19 protein-coding genes are annotated in these 18,898 nt (G+C 63.0%); 12 read left to right on the plus strand and 7 right to left on the minus strand.

Annotation, left to right across the window (positions count from 1 at the left end; all coding sequences use genetic code 11):
• The 3 genes from ACQ5BM_RS32180 to ACQ5BM_RS32190 all read left to right on the plus strand — a co-directional run.
• The coding region (locus ACQ5BM_RS32180) for an electron transfer flavoprotein subunit alpha/FixB family protein (RefSeq protein WP_210303392.1) at positions 1-178 on the plus strand (178 nt) is incomplete at its 5' end.
• Positions 179-329: 151 nt separating this feature from the next.
• Positions 330-1,202 carry a 3-hydroxybutyryl-CoA dehydrogenase gene (locus ACQ5BM_RS32185; protein ID WP_429819951.1) on the plus strand — a complete coding sequence of 291 codons (873 nt, stop codon included), beginning with the start codon at positions 330-332 and terminating at the stop codon, positions 1,200-1,202.
• Positions 1,203-1,357: 155 nt separating this feature from the next.
• On the plus strand, positions 1,358-2,713 hold the full coding sequence (locus ACQ5BM_RS32190) for a sulfatase-like hydrolase/transferase (RefSeq protein WP_429819953.1): 1,356 nt from the start codon (positions 1,358-1,360) through the stop codon (positions 2,711-2,713).
• A 2-nt stretch (positions 2,714-2,715) separates the two neighbouring features.
• Here the strand turns inward: ACQ5BM_RS32190 and tlpA are convergent, their stop codons facing one another.
• Positions 2,716-3,375 (minus strand): thiol:disulfide interchange protein TlpA, encoded by a 660-nt coding sequence (gene tlpA, locus ACQ5BM_RS32195; protein ID WP_429819955.1) that lies wholly within the window; start codon positions 3,373-3,375, stop codon positions 2,716-2,718.
• A gap of 26 nt (positions 3,376-3,401) precedes the next feature.
• On the opposite strand from tlpA, the gene argH reads away from it, so the two are divergent.
• The 4 genes from argH (at position 3,402) to ACQ5BM_RS32215 (ending at position 9,303) form a co-directional block, all read left to right on the plus strand.
• Positions 3,402-4,805 (plus strand): argininosuccinate lyase, encoded by a 1,404-nt coding sequence (gene argH, locus ACQ5BM_RS32200; RefSeq protein WP_429819957.1) that lies wholly within the window; start codon positions 3,402-3,404, stop codon positions 4,803-4,805.
• 109 nt (positions 4,806-4,914) lie between these two features.
• Complete coding sequence (lptM, locus tag ACQ5BM_RS32205) at positions 4,915-5,109, plus strand: LPS translocon maturation chaperone LptM (protein ID WP_057254769.1); 195 nt, start codon at positions 4,915-4,917, stop codon at positions 5,107-5,109.
• A gap of 73 nt (positions 5,110-5,182) precedes the next feature.
• Positions 5,183-6,451, plus strand: a complete 1,269-nt coding sequence (lysA, locus tag ACQ5BM_RS32210) for a diaminopimelate decarboxylase (protein ID WP_057254768.1) — start codon at positions 5,183-5,185, stop codon at positions 6,449-6,451.
• 197 nt (positions 6,452-6,648) lie between these two features.
• On the plus strand, positions 6,649-9,303 hold the full coding sequence (locus ACQ5BM_RS32215) for a TIGR02302 family protein (protein ID WP_429819959.1): 2,655 nt from the start codon (positions 6,649-6,651) through the stop codon (positions 9,301-9,303).
• 43 nt (positions 9,304-9,346) lie between these two features.
• On the opposite strand, the gene ACQ5BM_RS32220 is transcribed toward ACQ5BM_RS32215, so the two are convergent.
• From ACQ5BM_RS32220 to ACQ5BM_RS32230, 3 genes are all read right to left on the minus strand, one after another.
• Positions 9,347-9,706: a response regulator gene (locus tag ACQ5BM_RS32220; protein ID WP_173520548.1), complete on the minus strand. Its 360-nt coding sequence runs from the start codon at positions 9,704-9,706 to the stop codon at positions 9,347-9,349.
• Between the two features lie 224 nt (positions 9,707-9,930).
• Positions 9,931-10,476 (minus strand): hypoxanthine phosphoribosyltransferase, encoded by a 546-nt coding sequence (gene hpt, locus ACQ5BM_RS32225; RefSeq protein ID WP_429819963.1) that lies wholly within the window; start codon positions 10,474-10,476, stop codon positions 9,931-9,933.
• A 63-nt stretch (positions 10,477-10,539) separates the two neighbouring features.
• Positions 10,540-11,202, minus strand: coding sequence for a hypothetical protein (locus ACQ5BM_RS32230; RefSeq protein ID WP_429819965.1), 663 nt, complete (start codon positions 11,200-11,202; stop codon positions 10,540-10,542).
• Between the two features lie 311 nt (positions 11,203-11,513).
• Here ACQ5BM_RS32230 and ftsE point away from each other — a divergent pair, with 311 nt between their 5' ends.
• The 4 genes from ftsE (at position 11,514) to ACQ5BM_RS32250 (ending at position 14,904) form a co-directional block, all read left to right on the plus strand.
• Positions 11,514-12,173: a cell division ATP-binding protein FtsE gene (ftsE, locus tag ACQ5BM_RS32235; RefSeq protein ID WP_173520545.1), complete on the plus strand. Its 660-nt coding sequence runs from the start codon at positions 11,514-11,516 to the stop codon at positions 12,171-12,173.
• A 67-nt stretch (positions 12,174-12,240) separates the two neighbouring features.
• The gene (locus tag ACQ5BM_RS32240) at positions 12,241-13,188 is read left to right on the plus strand and encodes a cell division protein FtsX (protein WP_429820072.1); all 948 of its coding nucleotides are present in this window, start codon (positions 12,241-12,243) and stop codon (positions 13,186-13,188) included.
• Between the two features lie 98 nt (positions 13,189-13,286).
• The gene (locus tag ACQ5BM_RS32245) at positions 13,287-13,985 is read left to right on the plus strand and encodes a YdcF family protein (RefSeq protein ID WP_429819967.1); all 699 of its coding nucleotides are present in this window, start codon (positions 13,287-13,289) and stop codon (positions 13,983-13,985) included.
• A 127-nt stretch (positions 13,986-14,112) separates the two neighbouring features.
• Complete coding sequence (locus ACQ5BM_RS32250; protein ID WP_429819969.1) at positions 14,113-14,904, plus strand: lysophospholipid acyltransferase family protein; 792 nt, start codon at positions 14,113-14,115, stop codon at positions 14,902-14,904.
• Positions 14,905-14,908: 4 nt separating this feature from the next.
• Here the strand turns inward: ACQ5BM_RS32250 and ACQ5BM_RS32255 are convergent, their stop codons facing one another.
• Entirely contained in the window at positions 14,909-15,460 is a 552-nt protein-coding gene (locus ACQ5BM_RS32255) for a gamma-glutamylcyclotransferase (RefSeq protein WP_429819971.1), read from the minus strand.
• A gap of 313 nt (positions 15,461-15,773) precedes the next feature.
• Here ACQ5BM_RS32255 and ACQ5BM_RS32260 point away from each other — a divergent pair, with 313 nt between their 5' ends.
• Positions 15,774-16,784: a DUF2125 domain-containing protein gene (locus ACQ5BM_RS32260; RefSeq protein ID WP_429819973.1), complete on the plus strand. Its 1,011-nt coding sequence runs from the start codon at positions 15,774-15,776 to the stop codon at positions 16,782-16,784.
• 61 nt (positions 16,785-16,845) lie between these two features.
• Here ACQ5BM_RS32260 and ACQ5BM_RS32265 read toward each other — a convergent pair whose 3' ends face one another.
• Together ACQ5BM_RS32265 and hisC are read right to left on the minus strand one after the other, a co-directional pair.
• Positions 16,846-17,769 carry a prephenate/arogenate dehydrogenase family protein gene (locus ACQ5BM_RS32265; RefSeq protein ID WP_247960705.1) on the minus strand — a complete coding sequence of 308 codons (924 nt, stop codon included), beginning with the start codon at positions 17,767-17,769 and terminating at the stop codon, positions 16,846-16,848.
• Complete coding sequence (gene hisC / locus ACQ5BM_RS32270) at positions 17,769-18,875, minus strand: histidinol-phosphate transaminase (RefSeq protein ID WP_429819975.1); 1,107 nt, start codon at positions 18,873-18,875, stop codon at positions 17,769-17,771. Before hisC ends, ACQ5BM_RS32265 begins: the two co-directional genes overlap by 1 nt.
• Between the last annotated feature and the right edge of the window lie 23 nt (positions 18,876-18,898).

Raw genomic sequence — 18,898 nt, forward strand, 5'->3', positions numbered from 1 at the left:
CGACCTCTACATCGCCTGCGGCATCTCCGGTGCGATCCAGCACCTTGCCGGCATGAAGGACTCCAAGGTCATCGTCGCGATCAACAAGGACGAGGAGGCGCCGATCTTCCAGGTCGCCGACTACGGCCTCGTCGCCGATCTCTTCGACGCCCTGCCGGAGTTGCAGAAGGCCCTGTAGCCCACGGCAAGATCCGCCCGCCGCCGCCCATGAAAAGGGCTGGCAAAAGCGCGGACTTGGCATTAACAATCTACCGGGCCGGCCAAACCGGCCCGGTTTGCGTGTCTGAGGCGGCCTTGCCGCCCACTCTTGAAGATGGATGTTCGCCGCAATGATCAAGACGGTCGGAGTTATTGGTGCCGGGCAAATGGGCTGCGGCATTGCGCATGTTTCGGCAATGGCCGGATACAAGGTGCAGATCTACGATCTTGCCGCTGAACGGATTGAAGCGGGCCTTGCCACCATCAACGGCAACCTCGCCCGCCAGGTATCCTCGGGCAAGATGACAGACGAGGCGCGCAAGGCGGCGCTTGCGTTGATCAAGGGCTCCTCCGACATCAACGACCTGTCGCAGGCCGACCTGGTGATCGAAGCCGTCACTGAAGACGAAACGATCAAGCGCAAGATCTACGGCCAGGTATGTCCGATCCTCAAGCCGGAGGCAATTCTGGCGACCAACACCTCTTCTCTGTCGATCACCCGCCTGGCCTCGGCCACCGATCGCCCCGAGCATTTCATGGGCATCCACTTCATGAACCCGGTTCCGGTCATGAAGCTCGTGGAGCTCGTGCGCGGCATCGCCACTGACGAGCAGACCTTCAAGACCGCCAAGGAATTCGTCGCGACGCTCGACAAGACCGTGACGGTCGCCGAAGATTTCCCGGCCTTCATCGTCAACCGCATCCTGCTGCCGATGATCAACGAGGCGATCTATACGCTTTACGAAGGAGTCGGCAGCGTCGAGGCCATCGACACGGCCATGAAGCTTGGCGCCAACCATCCGATGGGCCCGCTGCAGCTTGCCGACTTCATCGGCCTCGATACCTGCCTGTCGATCATGCAGGTGCTCTATGACGGCCTGGCGGATTCGAAGTATCGCCCCTGCCCGCTTCTGGTGAAATATGTCGAAGCCGGCTGGCTCGGCCGCAAGTCTGGCCGCGGCTTCTACGACTACCGCGGCGAAGTCCCGGTTCCGACCCGGTAAGTCTTGTACCCAGAAGGCATTTCAATGGGGGATGCCAGCTCTGCTTGGGACTAACTCGACTCTGAATACATCTTCCGAAGAAAATGCCCGCAGCGATGGTAGTATAATCTAAAGAAGGTGCCGCTACCCTCTCCCAACCAAGCGGGAGAGAGAGAATGGGTTCGCAAGCCATATCCGCGATAGCAGCGCGGTCGGTGCCCTCATTGTTGAATGCGAGGGCGTGGCGATTCGCATTGATCCTCGGTGTGGCGCCCAATCTGGCAATGCTTCTGGTCTTGCCGTTCTACGTAGCCGCGCGACCGCTTTCGCCACTCCTCTACGTATTTGCAGGCCCACTTGCGCTGCGCGCCCGACCTGCACTGTCCTACCTTCTATTCCCACTCATTGCCGTCGCCGATTTGAGCCTCGTGGCCATGGCGGCGTTCCATCTGCCGTTCGGTACTGCGATCCAGTCCATGCGCTACATGGCGTCGCTGGATCTCACCTCATCGGTCTTCTACCTCGTGGTGCTCGGCTTCTTTGTCGCCAACGGCGTTGCAATCGCCTGCCTCGTGAACCGCAATCGGCAGGCCTTGCAGGGCGCAATGGTGCTGCCAGCGGTTCTGGTTGCAATCGGCGTGGCGTCGTTTGAGCACCATATCAACCGCCCTTTCCTCAAGCAGCCCGCTCAATCATTCGAAAGCGCGTTCTCGATCAACAACTTCGACGCCGCAGCCATAGCGGACGGTGGTCGCAATGTGCTGTTCGTCATGGTGGAGGGGCTTGGTGCGTTGTCCAACCCCGCGCATGCTGCAATTCTCTCGCATCGCCTGCAGCCGGCGCTCGATACCGGGCGCTACAAGCTTTCGAGCGGTCTCAGCAATTTCGAGGGTTCGACGACCGGGGCTGAATCCCGCGAACTCTGCGGGCAATGGGGTGATCATACGGATTATCTTGACCGGACCGCCTATGACTGCCTCCCGGCCGCACTGGCTGATCGCGGCTACCGCACCATCTCCTATCACGGCTTTTCTCAACGGATGTTCGAACGGGAGACGTGGTATCCACGCATTGGTTTTCAGGAATTGCACTTCCTCGAGAGTTTGACGCGCACCGATGATAGGTTTCGCCGGCGCTGCGGCAGCGTGTTTGCGGGCCTGTGCGACAAGGATGTCGCGGACGCCATCCGCGACCGGCTGACGGAACAACCGGCCGAGCGGAAATTCTTGTACTGGCTGACGCTGAATTCTCACATACCTTACGTGCGTAAGCAGGAAGGCGAACTAAAGTGCGGCAGCGATGCAGCCGCGATAGCGAGCACGCAAGTCTGCGAGTTGACCGAGTTGTGGGCCGACGTCTTTGACAGCGTCGCAACGATCGCCAAGGACCCGGCCTTGCCGCCGACCGACATCTTCATCGTCGGCGACCATACCACGCCACTATGGAATCGTGCAGCGGCAGCGCATTTCACACCCCGCAAGGTTCAGTGGTACCTGTTGCGTGACAATCGGGGCGTATCCGACAGAGGTTGACCCTACCCTCCAATGGCTGCCGTGATCAGCGCCTTGGCGTCGTCGCTGTCCCAGGCAGCCGGGCCATTCATCGAGCCGATGAGGCAGCCCTTGTCGTCGAGCAGCAGCGTTGCCGGCAGGCCGAAGGCGAGACCTTCCTTCTTCATGTTGTTGAACACGCCCATCGACGCATCGCGATAATAGCCAAGCTCGTGCACGGCGGTCTCGTCGAGAAACGCCTTCGGCTTCTCGTCGTCGCCGACGTCGATATTGATCGCCACCACTTCGAACTTGTCGCTGCCGAGCGATTTCTGCAGCGCATTCAGCGCCGGCATTTCCTCGCGGCAGGGCACGCACCAGGTGGCCCAGAGATTGACGAGCAGGGTCTTGCCAGCAAAGGCCGAGACAGTCGTCGGCTTGCCGTCGGGACCGTTGAAGTCGAGCGCGATCGGCCGCGGTGACGACGCCGGCGCCATGGCGGCCACCTGCCCCTTCATAAACGGCGTCAGCGATGCGACCTTGGCTGATGTCAGCGGGCAGCTGGCACTGGCCGTTTCGGCCTCCTCGCCATTGCCAGACCCGGTCTCCTTCACGTATACCGCTGCCGCACCGATGATCACGCCGAACAGGGCGGCGAGCGCGAACAGTTTCACGGCCGGGGGGGATTTCTTCTGGTCGGGCATTTCATTCTCCAAGGCGGGCATTCTTCATGACTGACGGCAATTCCGAGACGAAATCCTCCAACCAGATGTGGGGCGGTCGCTTTGCCTCGGGTCCGGACGCGATCATGGAGGAGATAAATGCCTCGATCGGCTTCGACAAGAAGCTCTATGCCCAGGACATCCGCGGCTCAATAGCGCATGCGACCATGCTGGCGCATCAAGGCATCATTTCGGCTGAAGACAAAGACAAGATCGTTCACGGCCTCAACACGATCCTGTCAGAAATCGAAAGCGGCCAGTTCGAGTTCTCGCGCCGCCTCGAAGACATCCATATGAACATCGAAGCGCGGCTGGCGACGCTGATTGGCCCCTCGGCCGGCCGCCTGCACACCGCCCGCTCGCGCAACGACCAGGTGGCGCTCGACTTCCGCCTCTGGGTCAAGGAGGAGCTGCAGAAGACCGAGAAGGCACTGACCGCGCTGATCGCCGCCTTCCTCGACCGCGCCGAGGAACATGCCGACACCGTCATGCCGGGCTTCACCCACCTGCAGACGGCGCAGCCCGTCACCTTCGGCCACCATTGCATGGCCTATGTCGAAATGTTCGGCCGCGACCGCTCGCGCGTGCGCCACGCTATCGAGCATATGGACGAAAGCCCGATCGGTGCCGCGGCACTGGCCGGCACCGGCTTCCCGATCGACCGGCACATGACCGCCAAGGCGCTCGGCTTCGCCGGCCCGACGCGCAACTCGATCGATACCGTCTCCGATCGCGACTTCGCGCTCGAATTCCTGTCGATGGCATCGATCGCCGCCACGCACCTGTCGCGTCTCGCCGAAGAGATCGTCATCTGGTCGACGCCGCAATTCGGCTTCATCCGCCTGTCGGATGCGTTTTCGACCGGCTCCTCGATCATGCCGCAGAAGAAGAACCCCGACGCCGCGGAACTGGTGCGCGCCAAGACCGGCCGCATCAACGGTTCGCTGATCGCGCTGCTGACGGTCATGAAGGGCCTGCCGCTCGCCTATTCCAAGGACATGCAGGAAGACAAGGAACAGGTCTTCGACGCCGCCGAAAGCCTCGAACTGGCGATTGCCGCCATGACCGGCATGGTGCGCGACATGACTGTTCGCACCGACCGCATGAAGGCGGCCGCCGGCTCCGGCTATTCGACCGCGACCGATCTTGCCGACTGGCTGGTGCGCGAGGCGGGATTGCCCTTCCGTGACGCTCACCACGTCACCGGCCGTGCCGTCGCGCTTGCCGAACAGAAGGCCTGCGATCTGGCGGATCTTTCGCTTGCGGACCTGCGGTCGATTCATCCCGATATCACCGAGAAGGTCTTCGACGTGCTGACCGTCGAGGCCTCGGTTGCGAGCCGTACCTCTTTCGGCGGCACGGCCCCCAACGAAGTTCGCAAGCAGATCGCCTGGTGGCGCGCCCGTAACTGAGGGCCGGACGAAGGTGCGGGCGGTTTCCGCCCGCAAATTCAGGGTGCACAAGCGCCGGAAAAATCGATAAGACATCGCACCAGCATCAGTCCCGCGAAGGAAAATCACGATGACATTCACGAAGGCGGCCCGGCTTGCGCTCCTGCTGGCGATCCCCGGGCTGGTTCTTGTCGGTTGCGGACGCAAGGGTGATCTCGACCGCCCCGGTTCGACGGCGCCGATCAACACCAAGGCGCCCGCCGGAACCGTGGAGCAGAAAGAAAAGCCGGACGATCGCCCTTTCCTGCTCGATCCCCTCCTCTAGTTGAAATTACGCAATTCCAGATGGAAAACCGCTTCACATTTTCCCGGAATTGCTTAAAGCCGAGCTGCAGCCCGTGAACCACTTCCAGTATCGCGACGGAATCCTCTACGCCGAAGACGTGCCGGTCACCGACATCGCGCGCGCCGTCGGCACACCCTTCTATTGCTATTCGACCGCCACGCTCGAGCGTCACTACACGGTCTTTTCAAAGGCCTTCGCCGATGTGGACGCGATGGTCTGCTATGCCATGAAGGCGAACTCGAACCAGGCAGTGCTGAAGACGCTCGGTCGCCTCGGCGCCGGCGTCGACGTCGTCTCGGGCGGCGAATTGCGCCGCGCACTTGCCGCCGGCATTCCCGCAAGCCGGATCATGTTCTCCGGCGTCGGCAAGACGCCGCAGGAGATGGATCTGGCGCTGGACGCCGGCATCTATTGCTTCAACGTCGAATCCGAGCCGGAACTCGAGGTGCTGAACCAGCGTGCCGTGCGCGCCGGCAAGCGCGCCCACGTTTCCTTCCGCATCAATCCGGACGTCGACGCCAAGACCCACGCCAAGATTTCCACGGGCAAGAAGGAAAACAAGTTCGGCATTTCCTGGGAGCGCGCCCGCGCCGTCTATGCCCACGCCGCCACCCTGCCCGGTATCCAGGTGACCGGTATCGACATGCATATCGGCAGCCAGATCACCGAGCTGCAGCCCTTCGACGACGCCTTCAAGCTGCTGCGTGAACTGGTCGATACGCTGCGCTCCGACGGCCATTCGATCGACCATGTCGACATCGGCGGGGGCTTGGGCATTCCGTACAAGGACGACAACAACCCGCCGCCGCTGCCGGACGCCTATGCCGAGATCGTCAAGAGCCAATTGCAATCGCTCGGCTGCAAGATCGTCACCGAACCGGGCCGGCTGATCGTCGGCAATGCCGGCATCCTCGTGACCGAAGTGATCTACGTGAAGGATGGCGGCGACAAGACTTTCGTCATCGTCGACGGCGCGATGAACGACCTCATCCGCCCGACGCTTTACGAGGCCTATCACGAGATCCGCCCTGTTCGCATCTCTGCCGCCAACGCCCCGCGCATCCGGGCCGACGTCGTTGGGCCGGTCTGCGAAACCGGCGATTATCTGGCGCTCGATCGCGAGATGGCGATGCCGAAGCCCGGCGATCTCTTCGCGATCAGCTCGGCGGGTGCCTACGGCGCCGTCCAGGCCAGCACCTACAATTCCCGTCTGCTGATCCCCGAAGTTCTGGTCAAGGGCGACCGCTTCCACGTGGTTCGCCCGCGCCAGGATTACGATGCCCTGATCGGCCTCGATTCGGTTCCGGACTGGCTCGCCTGAGGCACTCCGCACCAACGACGACAATCTGTGGTCGCCACTCGGGCGATCACGATTCTGTTTGCGCCCTCGTCTTCGCCACAAACGATGGTATCCTGAACGCCAGCGGGGAAGCTGCGTGCCGTTTCCAGCCGCATCTCGCGTTACTATATTGGGTCAGCCACGAGCATTGATGGGCGACCGAAAGGAAACTTGGGCGGATGACGCAATTCCGGCAGGATGAAACGCCACAACCGAAGCCGTTTTCGAGAACCCTGGCACTGAAGAGATGGCTGGCGCGCTCGGTGCTGGTCGCCGAACAGCTTCTGCCGCGCATCCTCCTGCCCGGTTCCATCGTTCTTCTGTTTCTCGCCTTCGCCTGGCTCGGCTTCTTCCGCGTGGCGCCGTTCTGGCTGCATGCCGTGACGCTCTTTATCTTCGCCATCGGCTTCCTCACATCCTTGTTGTCGCTGGCGCGCATCCGCTTGCCCGGAAATGTCGACGCCGACCGCATGCTGGAAGAGCGCAACGCCCTGCCCCATCAGGCAATCCGCGTCCAGGACGACCGGCCCGCAACCGACAATCCCCTGGGCGAAGCGCTTTGGCGCGAGCACCAGGCCCGCATGGCACGGATGATCGGCGCGCTCGATACGGGGCTTCCGCGTCCTGATATCGCCCGCCACGACCCCTTTGCCCTGCGTGCCGTGCCGGTTCTTCTCGCCTGTATCGCCTTTGCGTACTCCTATTCCAACCGCGCCGGCCTGCTCAGCGACGCGCTGCGCCTGCCGCAGGCGTCGGTCGAAACGGCTGACATCCGCATCGATGCCTGGGTGACGCCGCCGGCCTATACCGGCCGCGCCCCGATCTTCCTCACCGGCAAGCCGGAGACGGCATCTGCGGCGGAGGACGGCGGAGCCATCACCATCCCGCAATTCAGCGACCTCACCGTCCGGGTCACCGGGGCAGGACCGGACCAGGTCGTCCGCTTTGCCGAAAGTGGCGCGGCCAAGGCAATCGCCATTCCGGCAGCCGGCGAGAAAGCCGAGGAAACGAAGCCCAAGCCGAAGGTGGGCGAAGCCGGACCGAAGGTCGCCGAAATGGCTGCGCCGGAGCCCGCCCGCAACCCGAATGCCGTGCGCAACCATGTGTACAAGATCGTCAAGGACGGCGAGCTTGTCGTCGGGGATCGGCGCTGGGCTTTCAAGATCATCCCGGACGGCGTGCCGCAGATCTCCTTCGACGGCATTCCGCGTCCCACCGTCAATGCGGCGCTGGAAATCACCTTCGCGGCGACAGATGACTACGGCATCGCCCAGGCCTGGGCCGAGATCAAGCCGCTCGACGAAGCCGCTGAAGGGGCCCGTCCGCTCTATCCGCTGCCCGAATACCGCCTCGACCTGCCGCGCCGCAACGCGCGTGAGGCCAAGGGCACGACCAGCCGAAACCTCAGCGAACACCCGCTTGCGGGCAAGCGCGTGCGGGTCACCCTCGTCGCCCGCGACGCCGCGGGCCAGGAGGGCCGCAGCCCGCCGCAGGACATGATCCTGCCTGCCCGCCAATTCACCCAGCCGCTCGCCGGCGCCGTCGCGGAACAGCGCCAGGTCTTTGCGCTCGATGCCAACGACCTGCCACGCGCCATCGACCTGAACGACGCCGTGGCCTCCCTTGCCGAGGACTGGATCCCGAACCTCACGCATTTCCTGCTGTTGAAGTCGGCGCGGACACGCATGGCGCTTGCCTACAACGACGACATGCTGCGTGACGCCGCCGGATACCTCTGGGAGATTGCACTCGGTATCGAAGACGGCGACCTGTCGCTTGCCGAACGGCGCCTGCGTGACGCGCAGCAGGCGCTCTCGGACGCCCTGGAGCGCAACGCCTCCGACCAGGAAATCGCCAAGCTGATGCAGGAGCTGCGCCAGGCCATGCAGGAATATATGCAGGCCCTCGCCCAGCAGGCGGCGAAAGACCCGCGCATGGCCGGAAAAATGAACCCGAACAACATCCTGCGCCAACAGGATCTCGAAAAGATGATGAATCAGATCGAGAACCTGGCGCGTTCCGGCGCACGTGATCAGGCGCGCCAGATGCTGTCGGAGCTGCAGCGAATGATGAACAACCTGCAGGCCGGACGCGGCCAGCAGCAGATGGGCGAGCAGAACGACGCCATGCGCCAGCAGATGGACAAGCTCGGCAAACTGATGCAGCAGCAGCAGCAGCTTATGGACGAGACGTTCAAGCTCGATCAGGCGCAGCGCGACCGCATGCAACGCGGCGATCCCTTGCAGGGCGAGGACAACGAACTCTTCGGCCAGGAGATGCCGCAGGACCCGGGACAGCGCAGCGATCCGAACGGCCAGCCCAATCCTCTCGACGACATGACGGCCGAACAGTTGAAGGATGCACTGAAGCAGTTGAAGCAGCAGCAGGATGAGCTCGGCAAGCAGCTCGGCGAACTCAACAAGGGCCTTGAAAGCATGGGCATCAAGCCGGGCAAAGGCTTCGGCGAAGCCCATCGGGAAATGGACGGCGCTTCCGGCGCGCTCGGCAAGGGCCAGGGCGAACAGGCGGTTGGCAACCAGGGGCGCGCGCTGCAAGCCCTGCGCCAGGGCGCCCAGGACATGATGAACCAGATGCAGAGCCAGGGTCAGGGCCCCGGCATGGGCGTTCCGCAATTCGGCCAGAACGGACGCGATCCGCTCGGCCGACCCCAGAACAACCGGGGTCCGGAATTTGGCGACCACGTGAAGGTGCCCGAGGAATTCGACACGCAACGCGCCCGTCAGATCCTCGAAGAAATCCGCCGCCGGCTCGGGGATAACCTGTCGCCGGAAGTGGAACGCCAATATCTCGAGCGACTGCTCGACATGCAGTGAGGCCCGCAAGCGGGATAGAACTCAATCGCCGGATTGGGCTTCGTCAGGCGGCCAGCGCAAGCGCAACGGCCTTGCGGATATCGGGAAGGGAAAAGGGTTTGGAGATGACGTCGACGATCTTGTCGGCGAGATCGTCGGCCCGCTCGCGTTGCTCGGCATAGCCGGTCATCAGCAGGATCTTCATTGCCGGAAAGGCGGCCGACGCCTGGTGCGTCAGCTCGATGCCGTCCATGACGGGCATGCGGATATCGGAAAGCAGGAGATCGAAAGCCTCGGTCTGGAGGCAGGCAAGGCCGTCGGCACCGTCGCCCGCCTCGACCGTCTCATGGCCGTCGAGCTTCAATGCCCGCGCGACGAAGGAACGCAACGCATCCTCGTCCTCGGTAATCAGGATCTTCGCCATCATGGCCTCCGCGTTTCCGAGGCGCGGCTCTCACGCCGGCGCCCGCACCTGATCCAAAAGGTTACAGCGGGCGTCGGTCATCGACCGGACCTGACGGCGCTGCAGCACCGCGAATCCGATAGGGAATCACCACGCGGCGCATCCCCAACCAATCAGTTTTTCGTTTGTGTTCGGTAAACGCTGAGCGACCGGATTTCAGGATAGGCGTGCCGTTTTGACACAGCCTACTCGGCGTCGCCGGTGACGACGCCGACAAAAGGGAGCTCGCGGAAGGCATAGGCGACATCCATGCCATAGCCGACAACGAAGTGATCGGGGCACTCGAAACCGACATAATCGGCTTCGAGCTCGACCTTGCGCTTGACCCGCTTGTCGAGCAGCACGGCGATCGTCACGTTGCGCGCGCCGCGCTCGTACATCAGCTCCTTGGCGAAACGCAGCGTCCGGCCGGATTCGAGAATGTCGTCGATCAAGAGCACGTCGCGCCCATGCACGTCGCTGTCGATATCCTTGGTGATCTTGACGCCCTGCGAAACCGTGCCGGTGCCGTAGCTCGACAGAGTGATGAACTCGACTTCCGGCGCAAGACCGGCCGAATGCATGGCGCGGATCAGATCGGCGGCGAAGATGAACGATCCCTTGAGCACCGCGATCACCAGCAGATCCTTGTGCGGACCGTTGACGATCATCCCGGCCAGCTCGCTGTTGCGCGCTGCAATCGTTTCGGCCGTGTAGAGAGGTTCGATATTCTTACCGCGAACAACGGGCATCAAGGCTTCTCCAGCGTTTCATCCGGAAGACCGAAGCCTTCCCATCCGCGCCGCTTAGCACAATCAGCGGGCTGAAACACCGTTTTCAGCGAAGGAAACGGTCACATCGGGCATTTTTCCACCTGCATAGGGCAGTCGCGTCATGAAATGACGGCTCTCGCCGGCTGCGATCGCCGCGCCTTCGGGCTTCACCCGTGTCGTCGTAACCTGGCGGCCGTTGGCTGCCACCCCCACCACGACGAGCGGCAGGCGCTGTTCGGCATCCGAGCGGTTGTCGATGGAGCCGTAGACGGAAAGCACGCGCATGCCGCCGGAATAATCCAGTGAGCTCGTCACCCCTGATATCGTGAGCGGCTGGACGTCGGCCTGCCCGTCACGCGCGAAACCGACGATCATCAGAAAGGACGCAACCGCGAAACCGGCGACCAAGCCGGCGAAGCGGCGCGTTGGCATGTCGCGAAGCCGCGCTTCGACGAGGCTCAGCAGTCGGCCGGCAGGCGACGTTTCGTCGGCCACGACCGTCAAACTCGGCCGTTTCTGATTTCCAATCCTGGCCTTGTCATTGAACACCGGATAAGGCGCTCGGCGCGAGGAGGCAGCAATCACCTCGAACTCGGCATCGACATAGTCGACGCGTCGCGGCATTGCGGCTCCCTCACGTCCGCCCCGTTCGGGCGGCAGGAAGTCCGCCGGGGCGCCGGCGGTTTTGGTCCGGAAAGCATGCATGACCAGCTCCTCCTGTCCCACAGCAAGACGATGCGGCCAATCGACCGACCACCTCGGCTGCGAAACCATCGGGCAATGCTGACCCTTGGCCTGCAAGAATCTAGGCATTGCATCAAATCTTTCCGACACGTAAACCGGAATGGTTAATGTTTCGGAAAGACGTCGCGAAAGCGGCGCCTTTTCATGAAAAATTAACCGCTGCTTAACCATGATTCCGCTGGCGGTTTTGCCTTTCGAGGCTGGTCGTCCTATGCGCGGAGGACCGGAACCGGCCATCGGTTGCAGGGCCGTGAGAGAGACTGGGCTGCCGCTTGATTCACTTTGAGAACGTCGGACTGCGTTATGGCATGGGACCGGAAATCCTCCGGGACCTGACCTTCGATATTCCGCGCCGGTCGTTCCAGTTCCTGACCGGCCCGTCGGGCGCCGGCAAGACCACCCTTTTGAAACTGCTCTTCCTCTCGCTGCAGCCGACGCGCGGCCTGATCCGGATGTTCGACCGCAACATCTCGTCGATCCCGCGCGAGGAATTCCCGATGCTGCGCCGGCGCGTCGGCATCGTCTTCCAGGATTTTCGCCTGCTCGATCACCTCACCACCTATGAGAATGTCGCTCTGCCGCTGCGCGTCCGCGGCAAGGAGGAATCGAGCTACCGCGCCGACGTGCTGGAACTCTTGAAATGGGTCGGTCTCGGCGAGCGCATCAATGTCCTGCCGCCGGTCCTTTCAGGCGGCGAGAAGCAGCGCGCGGCGATCGCTCGGGCGCTGATCGACCGGCCGGAGATCCTGCTTGCCGACGAACCGACCGGCAACGTCGATCCGCCAATGGCCAGGCGTCTCCTCAATCTCTTCCTCGAATTGAACCGGCTCGGCACCGCGGTGGTGATCGCCACCCACGATCTGTCGCTGATGGATCAGGTGGAGGCGCGGCGCATGATCCTTTCGCAGGGGCGGCTCGACATCTATGAGTGACAGCCGCACGAAACGTCAGAGCAACGCAGCCGAACAGCCGCCGGAACAGCAGCCCCGCCGGACGGAAATGCGCGTGCGGCCGACCGGGCCGATCGTGCCCTCGACCAATGTCTCCGGCCATGCGCTGATGTGCGTCATCGCCATCATGTCGTTCCTCGCCTGCCTGACGCTCGGCGGCGTCAGCATGGTCCGGGCAACGGCCCAGAGCTGGCAGTCGCAGATTTCCCGCGAGATCACCATCCAGATCAAGCCGGACGACAGCCTGGACATGGAAAAGGCGCTTGCCGACGCCCGCGACCTGGCGCTGACCTTCAGCGGTACGACGGATGGCAAGATCGTCGATCGCGCCGCCACGGCGCGCCTTCTGGAGCCCTGGCTCGGCGAAGGCCTCGATCTCGACGAGCTGCCGGTGCCACGGCTGATCATCATCACCATCGACGAAAACAATCCGCCCGATTTCGCCGCCATGCGCAAGGCGCTGACGGAGACGATTCCGCAGGCCTTCCTCGACGACCACCGCACCTGGGTCGACCGGCTCGTCGCCATGGCCAACACCACGGCGATGATCGGCACCGGCGTGCTGGCGCTCGTCTTCTCGGCCATGGTGCTGACCGTGATCTTCGCCACCCGCGGCGCACTGTCCGGCAACCGCCACATCGTAGAGGTGCTGCATTTCGTCGGTGCAGAGGCCGGTTTCGTCGCCTCCGAGTTCCAGAAGCATTTCTTGAGGATCAGTCTCAAGGGCGCCGGCACCGGCGGCCTCTTGGCCGCGCTGTCCTTCGCGCTTGCCGGCTTCTGGCAGTCGCAGACATTGGCGACACCGCAGACCGACCAGGCAACCGCACTCTTCGGCACTTTCACCATCGGCTATGGCGGCTACCTCGGTATCGCCGCCATCATCGTCGTCATCGCCATCCTGACGACCGTGACCGCGCGCTTGACCGTCATGCGCACGATCTACGAGATCGATCTCATCCGTTCGGACCCCGGCCGCACGGACCTCTACCAGAGCTGATCCGCCTGATGTTTCGCTATGCCTCGATCTATTCCTTGCCGTAATCTGCGGCTATGTGAAAGAGAATCATGATGGCGCGAGAATTACGCGGAAACGGGATGACCGGAGGAGGCAAATGGCAGGGGAGAGCCGACGACCGCCGGCGGCCCCGCAGCCTCTTGCGCAAAATTCTCCGGCGAACCTTCTTCGTCCTGCTGCTGCCGCTCGCACTCCTGATTGCCGCCTTCCTGAATTTTGCCGACACCGTCGCATCGCTGCAGCCGCCCGTACATCCCAAGGCGGATGCGATCGTCGTCCTGACCGGTGGCTTCCAGCGCATCGACCAGGCGGTCGATCTCCTGAAGGGTGGCGCCGGCAGGCGCCTGCTGATCTCCGGTGTTCACCCGACGACCACCGGCAGCCAGATCCGGCGCAACACCCAGAGTTCCGCCGATCTTTTCAAATGCTGCGTCGATATCGGTCATGAGGCGATCGATACGATCGGCAACGCTACGGAGACGGCGCAATGGATCCGTGATCGCGGCTATACGAGCGTGCTCGTCGTCACCAACAATTACCATATGCCGCGCAGCCTGCTGGAACTCCGGCGCACCCGCCCGGAGACGGAGTTCATCCCCTACCCGGTCATCAACTCGGATCTCAAGACGACGAACTGGCTGCGCAACCCGATGGTGTTGAAATCGATCCTCCTGGAATTCGGGAAATATACGATCGCATCGATTCGCGATTTCGCCGGCGCCCGGCCGACGAGCGGTCTGCGCACCGATCCCTCCCGTGCCACGCCGGCCGAAGAATAGAGGCCATCGGGGACGTCGCCGGCCTAAAGTGAGGAAGGACAGTTTTCCTTCGCCACGTATTCGTGTAGGCAGCGATCAATCGGCCTGACGCCGAGCCTTTGAGACCTCGCCTACGAGAGCGTGCCTGATGATCGTCTTGCGTTCGATCCTTTTCAACATGGTGTTCTACGCCAATCTGATCGTGCAGATGATCGTGCTGACGCCGATCTATTTCCTGCTGCCACGCAAGAAGGCCTGGTTCGTTCCCAAGAACTGGGTGCGCAGCAATCACTGGCTGCTCGAGAAGATGGTCGGGACGACCTTCGAGATCGAAGGCTTGGAGAATATCCCTGACGTCCCCTACATCTTCGCCCCCAAGCACCAGTCCTTCTGGGATGCCTATGCGCTTCTCCCCTGGCTCGACGACCCCTTTTACATCCTGAAGCGCGAGCTCACCTGGATCCCGCTGTTCGGCTGGTACATCCTCAAGCAGCGCATGGTTCCGGTAAACCGGGCCGCCCGCGGCAGGGCCATGACCGGCGTCATGGATCGCACCAAGCAGGAAATGGCGACCGGCCGCGAACTCATCATCTACCCGGAAGGCACGCGCCGCCCGCCAGGCGCGCCGCCGCAGTACAAATACGGTATCGCCCGCCTCTACCGCGACCTGAACGTACCGGTCGTGCCGGTCGCCATGCATCCCGGCCTCTTCTGGCCGCGCCGCAAGTTCCTGCGCTTTCCCGGGCATTTCAAGGTCCGCATCCTGCCGCCGGTCGAGGCCGGCATGGATCCGGATGAATTCCTTGCCAAGCTGGTGGAAGTCACGGAGAAGGCCAGCGACGAACTGCTGGTCGAAACGGTGAAGAACAATCCGCATTTGCCGCTGCCGCCGACAGCCGAACAACGGTTGAAGGAACTGAAGGCGGCAGGCCGCGCCTGAGGCATCAGGCGCGAGCGCGCCGTGGCGTCTGCTGGAGCAATTCGACCACCTCTTCCAACCAGTGATCGCGGATGCCCATTTCTTTCAAATGGGCGAGCGTGTTGAACACATACTCGCTATTCGGACCGGATTTTCCCGTCGAAACGGCGACGATATCGGCCGCCTCCGAGGAGGTGAGCGTGCCCGCATATTGAACGTGGTCGCGGTCGATGACGTAGGCGAGCGCCGGCACGCGTCGCCCATCGGCAAGCAGGACCGGCATCGTGCGCTCCTTGTAGACATGCGTCACCAGTTCCCGCTCGCGCAGGTAGTCGACGACGTCATCCTGCTGCCCGCGCGCGACGCGGAATGCCGTGCCGATGCAGGAACCGCCACGGTCCAGTCCGAGCACCAGTCCCGGCCGCTGTTCGGTGCCCCGATGAACCCAGGAATGCACGCAGAGCGAGCGGCGATAGCCGAAGGCGCGCGCCGTCAGTTTCTCCTCGAAGGCAAAGCCCGGGTTCCACATCAGCGACCCGTAGCCAAAGACCCAAAATTCGTCCATATCCACTGTCATTCAACCCGCGCTGTCTGCTCTCGCCACCGAATCATGATCGGCCCGTCGGAATGGTCAGCCATGTCGGTTTCTACGGCACAGCATCTCGGCACGAAAGAGACAAGCTCGTCCTCGTGCACCCGAACGAAAGAATAGTTTTGCGGATTGGCGGCGCCACCCGAAAGGCAGCCGCAATCCGGTTTAGAGTGGGGTGAGGAAAGGTGTTGCGGTTTTCCGCCCACATCCCGCTCTAACTTGTTAGAAGCGATCCGTTTGTGATCTTGGGTCGAGCCGACCCAAGATCATCATGGTCTAAAGTGAGGTATCCGCGCCCATGTCGGCAACCGCAGTTTCCAATTCCTCGCCGGTCAGCCGGAAGTTTCGCTGGCTGACGGCAGGCATCGTGCTTGTCGCCGGCATCTATTCAGCCGGCTGGTTCTTCGCCGCCGATCAGATCGAGAAGCGTCTCACGGCCCGTCTCGCCGATGGGCAGGCAGCCGGCCTCGGCGGCGAATGCACGAACATGGACGTGCGCGGCTTTCCGTTCCGCATCGGCCTCTTCTGCGACAAGGTCCATCTCGACGATACCCGCCACGGCACGTCGGCCTCCTTCGGAGCGCTGCGGACGGCCGCCCAGGTCTATCAGCCCGGCCATGCCGTGATCGAGCTTGACGGCCCGGCCGAAATCCGGGCCTCGCCCGGCCTCAACGTCTCCGCCGACTGGACCCTGCTGCATGCAAGCGTGCGCGCGACCTTGTCCGGCGTCGACCGCACCTCGCTCACCTACGACAATCTCACCGGTCGAGTGCGCCTGCCGCTCTCGGGCGACGGACTTGGCTTCGGCGCCAGCCACGGCGAACTGCACCTGCGCCAGAACGGCGCGGATCTCGATGCTGCCCTGAGCGTCGACAAGCTCGATCTTCGCCCTGAGGAAGGCCCAAGCTACGCGCCACCGGCCACCGTCGCCGCGGATCTTACTTTCACCGACAAGGCGGCATGGATGACGGCCACGCCGACGCCGGAAATGTTTCGCGGCAGCAAGGGTGAACTCAGGCAGCTCACCCTCGATCTCGGCTCCGGCATGAACGCCAAGCTTTCCGGTCCCTTCTCGGTCAACGACCAGGGACTGATCTCCGGCGAGTTCTCGCTGACGATGACGAACATCGAGGCCTGGCGGGCCAATCTGGTCAAGCTGATCCCCGACGACGCCAACCTCGTCGACAATACCGCCAACATGCTGAAGGCGCTCGCCAACGGCAAGGACGAAGCGACGGTGAAACTCAACGTGCGCGACGGCACCGCGTTTCTCGCCTTCATCCCGATCGGCGTTCTGCCGACGCTTTAAAACACCGAGAATCGCAACTCCGGGAAGAAGACCGCTTCACGGTCTTCTCGCCCTGCTCAAACTATTTCTGGTCCATGGCATGCCGGCCGAAGTCCGGCATCGCCGTATCCTGGCCCGCCTGGATGATCGAGCGGCGGATCGCGCGGGTGCGGGTGAAGAGATCGAAGAGCTTCTCGCCGTCGCCCCAGCGGATCGCCCGCTGCAGATAGGCGAGATCCTCCGAAAACCGTGCCAGCATCTCCAGGATTGCATCCTTGTTGTGCAGGCAGACGTCACGCCACATGGTGGGATCGGATGCCGCGAGACGGGTGAAATCGCGGAACCCCGAGGCGGAATACTTGATGACTTCGGATTCGGTTACCGTCTCCAGGTCATCGGCCGTACCGACGATGTTGTAGGCGATGATGTGCGGCAGGTGCGAAACGATCGCCAGCACCTTGTCGTGATGCTCGGCATCCATCTCTTCCACCATCGAGCCGAGCGTTTCCCAGAAACGCCGGAGCCGCGCGACTGCTTCCCCATCAGCGCCTTCCGGCGGCGTCAGGATGCACCAGCGGCCGCGGAAGAGGCCGACGAAGCCGGCGTCCGGGCCGGAATGCTCGGTACCGGCGATCGGATGCCCCGGCACGAAATGAACGGTTTCCGGCAGATGCGGCGCCATCTGCGCGATCACCGAGCCCTTGGTCGAGCCGACATCGGTGACGATCGCGCCGGGTTTCAGATGCGCCGCGATCTCGGCGGCAACGGCACCGGACGCGCCGACCGGGACCGAGACGATGACGAGGTCGGCATCGCGAACGGCGTCGGCCGCCGACAGCGTATAGCGATCGCCGAGCCCGAGCTCCTGCGTACGCTTCAGCGTCGCCTCGCTGCGCGTGGAAACGACGAGGGTGCCGGCGAGCTGCTTCTCGCGGATTTCACGCGCGATCGACGAGCCGATGAGGCCAATCCCGATGAGGGCGATCGTTTCAAACTGCTGAGCCATTACTTCCGTCCCATGAATTCGGTCAGCGCCGCGATGACGCCTTCGTTGGCTTCTTGCGAGCCGATGGTCATGCGCAGCGCATTGGGGAAACCGTAGCTGCGGACCGCCCGCAGGATATAGCCGCGGCCGGTCAGGAAATCATCGGCTTCCTCGGCCCGCTTGCCGGCTTCTTCCGGAAAGTGGATCAGCACGAAATTCGTGACCGAAGGCGTGACGCGCAGGCCGATCGCCTCGAGCGCTTCGCTGACACGCGCCAGCCAGGTGAGATTGTGATCGACCGCCGTTGCCACGAAAGCCTGATCACGGATCGCCGCAGCACCCGCCGCAATTGCCGGGGCACTGAGATTGAAGGGCCCGCGAACGCGGTCGACCGCATCGATCACTTCCGGCGGCGCATACATCCAGCCGATGCGCAAGCCCGCGAGACCGTAGATCTTCGAGAAGGTGCGGGTCATCACCACATTGCGGCTGGCGGAGACGAGCTCCAGGCCGGCGGCATAGTCGTTGCGGCGCACATATTCGGCATAGGCCGCATCGAGCACCAGGAGCACGCCCTCGGGCAGGCCCGCGTGCAGCCGGCGGACTTCGTCGACGGGAATGTAGGTTCCGGTCGGGTTGGCGGGATTGGCGAGAAAGACGACCTTGGTCCGCTCGGTCACCGCCGAAAGGATCGCGTCCACGTCGACGCGCGCATCCCTCTCCTTGACGGTAACGGGCGTCGCCCCCGCCGCCAGGATTTGGATCTTGTAGACGAGAAAGCCATGCTCGGTGATGATGCCTTCGTCGCCGGGCCCGAGATAGGTGTGGCAGAGAAGCCCGAGCAGTTCGTCCGAACCGTTGCCGCACATGATGTTTGCCGGGTTGAGGCCGTGCACGGCGCCGATCGCCTCTCGCAGCGCCCGCGCCTGGCCGTCCGGGTAGCGTTCCAGGTTGAAGGCCGCCGCCTGGAAGGCTTCGATCGCCCTGGGGCTGGCGCCAAGCGGCGTCTCGTTCGACGAGAGCTTGTGCACCTTGGCGACACCCGGCGCATGCTCCTTGCCCGGCACATAGGCGGCAATATCCAGGATGCCGGAACGCGGCTCGGGGCTCTTCGAAGCAAGGCTCATTGGGTCAGCTTTCTATTGCCGTC

The sequence above is a fragment of the Ensifer sp. B1-9 genome (genome assembly GCF_050474445.1).
Classification (GTDB): Bacteria; Pseudomonadota; Alphaproteobacteria; order Rhizobiales; family Rhizobiaceae; genus Ensifer.

Coding starts and splice junctions, on each gene's coding strand:
- ACQ5BM_RS32185 (WP_429819951.1), top strand. CDS start 330: ATGATCAAGACGGTCGGAGTTATTGGTGCCGGGCAAATGGGCTGCGGC.
- ACQ5BM_RS32190 (WP_429819953.1), top strand. CDS start 1,358: ATGGGTTCGCAAGCCATATCCGCGATAGCAGCGCGGTCGGTGCCCTCA.
- tlpA (WP_429819955.1), bottom strand. CDS start 3,375: ATGCCCGACCAGAAGAAATCCCCCCCGGCCGTGAAACTGTTCGCGCTC.
- argH (WP_429819957.1), top strand. CDS start 3,402: ATGACTGACGGCAATTCCGAGACGAAATCCTCCAACCAGATGTGGGGC.
- lptM (WP_057254769.1), top strand. CDS start 4,915: ATGACATTCACGAAGGCGGCCCGGCTTGCGCTCCTGCTGGCGATCCCC.
- ACQ5BM_RS32215 (WP_429819959.1), top strand. CDS start 6,649: ATGACGCAATTCCGGCAGGATGAAACGCCACAACCGAAGCCGTTTTCG.
- ACQ5BM_RS32220 (WP_173520548.1), bottom strand. CDS start 9,706: ATGGCGAAGATCCTGATTACCGAGGACGAGGATGCGTTGCGTTCCTTC.
- hpt (WP_429819963.1), bottom strand. CDS start 10,476: ATGCCCGTTGTTCGCGGTAAGAATATCGAACCTCTCTACACGGCCGAA.
- ACQ5BM_RS32230 (WP_429819965.1), bottom strand. CDS start 11,202: ATGCATGCTTTCCGGACCAAAACCGCCGGCGCCCCGGCGGACTTCCTG.
- ACQ5BM_RS32240 (WP_429820072.1), top strand. CDS start 12,241: ATGCGCGTGCGGCCGACCGGGCCGATCGTGCCCTCGACCAATGTCTCC.
- ACQ5BM_RS32245 (WP_429819967.1), top strand. CDS start 13,287: ATGACCGGAGGAGGCAAATGGCAGGGGAGAGCCGACGACCGCCGGCGG.
- ACQ5BM_RS32250 (WP_429819969.1), top strand. CDS start 14,113: ATGATCGTCTTGCGTTCGATCCTTTTCAACATGGTGTTCTACGCCAAT.
- ACQ5BM_RS32255 (WP_429819971.1), bottom strand. CDS start 15,460: ATGACAGTGGATATGGACGAATTTTGGGTCTTTGGCTACGGGTCGCTG.
- ACQ5BM_RS32260 (WP_429819973.1), top strand. CDS start 15,774: ATGTCGGCAACCGCAGTTTCCAATTCCTCGCCGGTCAGCCGGAAGTTT.
- ACQ5BM_RS32265 (WP_247960705.1), bottom strand. CDS start 17,769: ATGGCTCAGCAGTTTGAAACGATCGCCCTCATCGGGATTGGCCTCATC.
- hisC (WP_429819975.1), bottom strand. CDS start 18,875: ATGAGCCTTGCTTCGAAGAGCCCCGAGCCGCGTTCCGGCATCCTGGAT.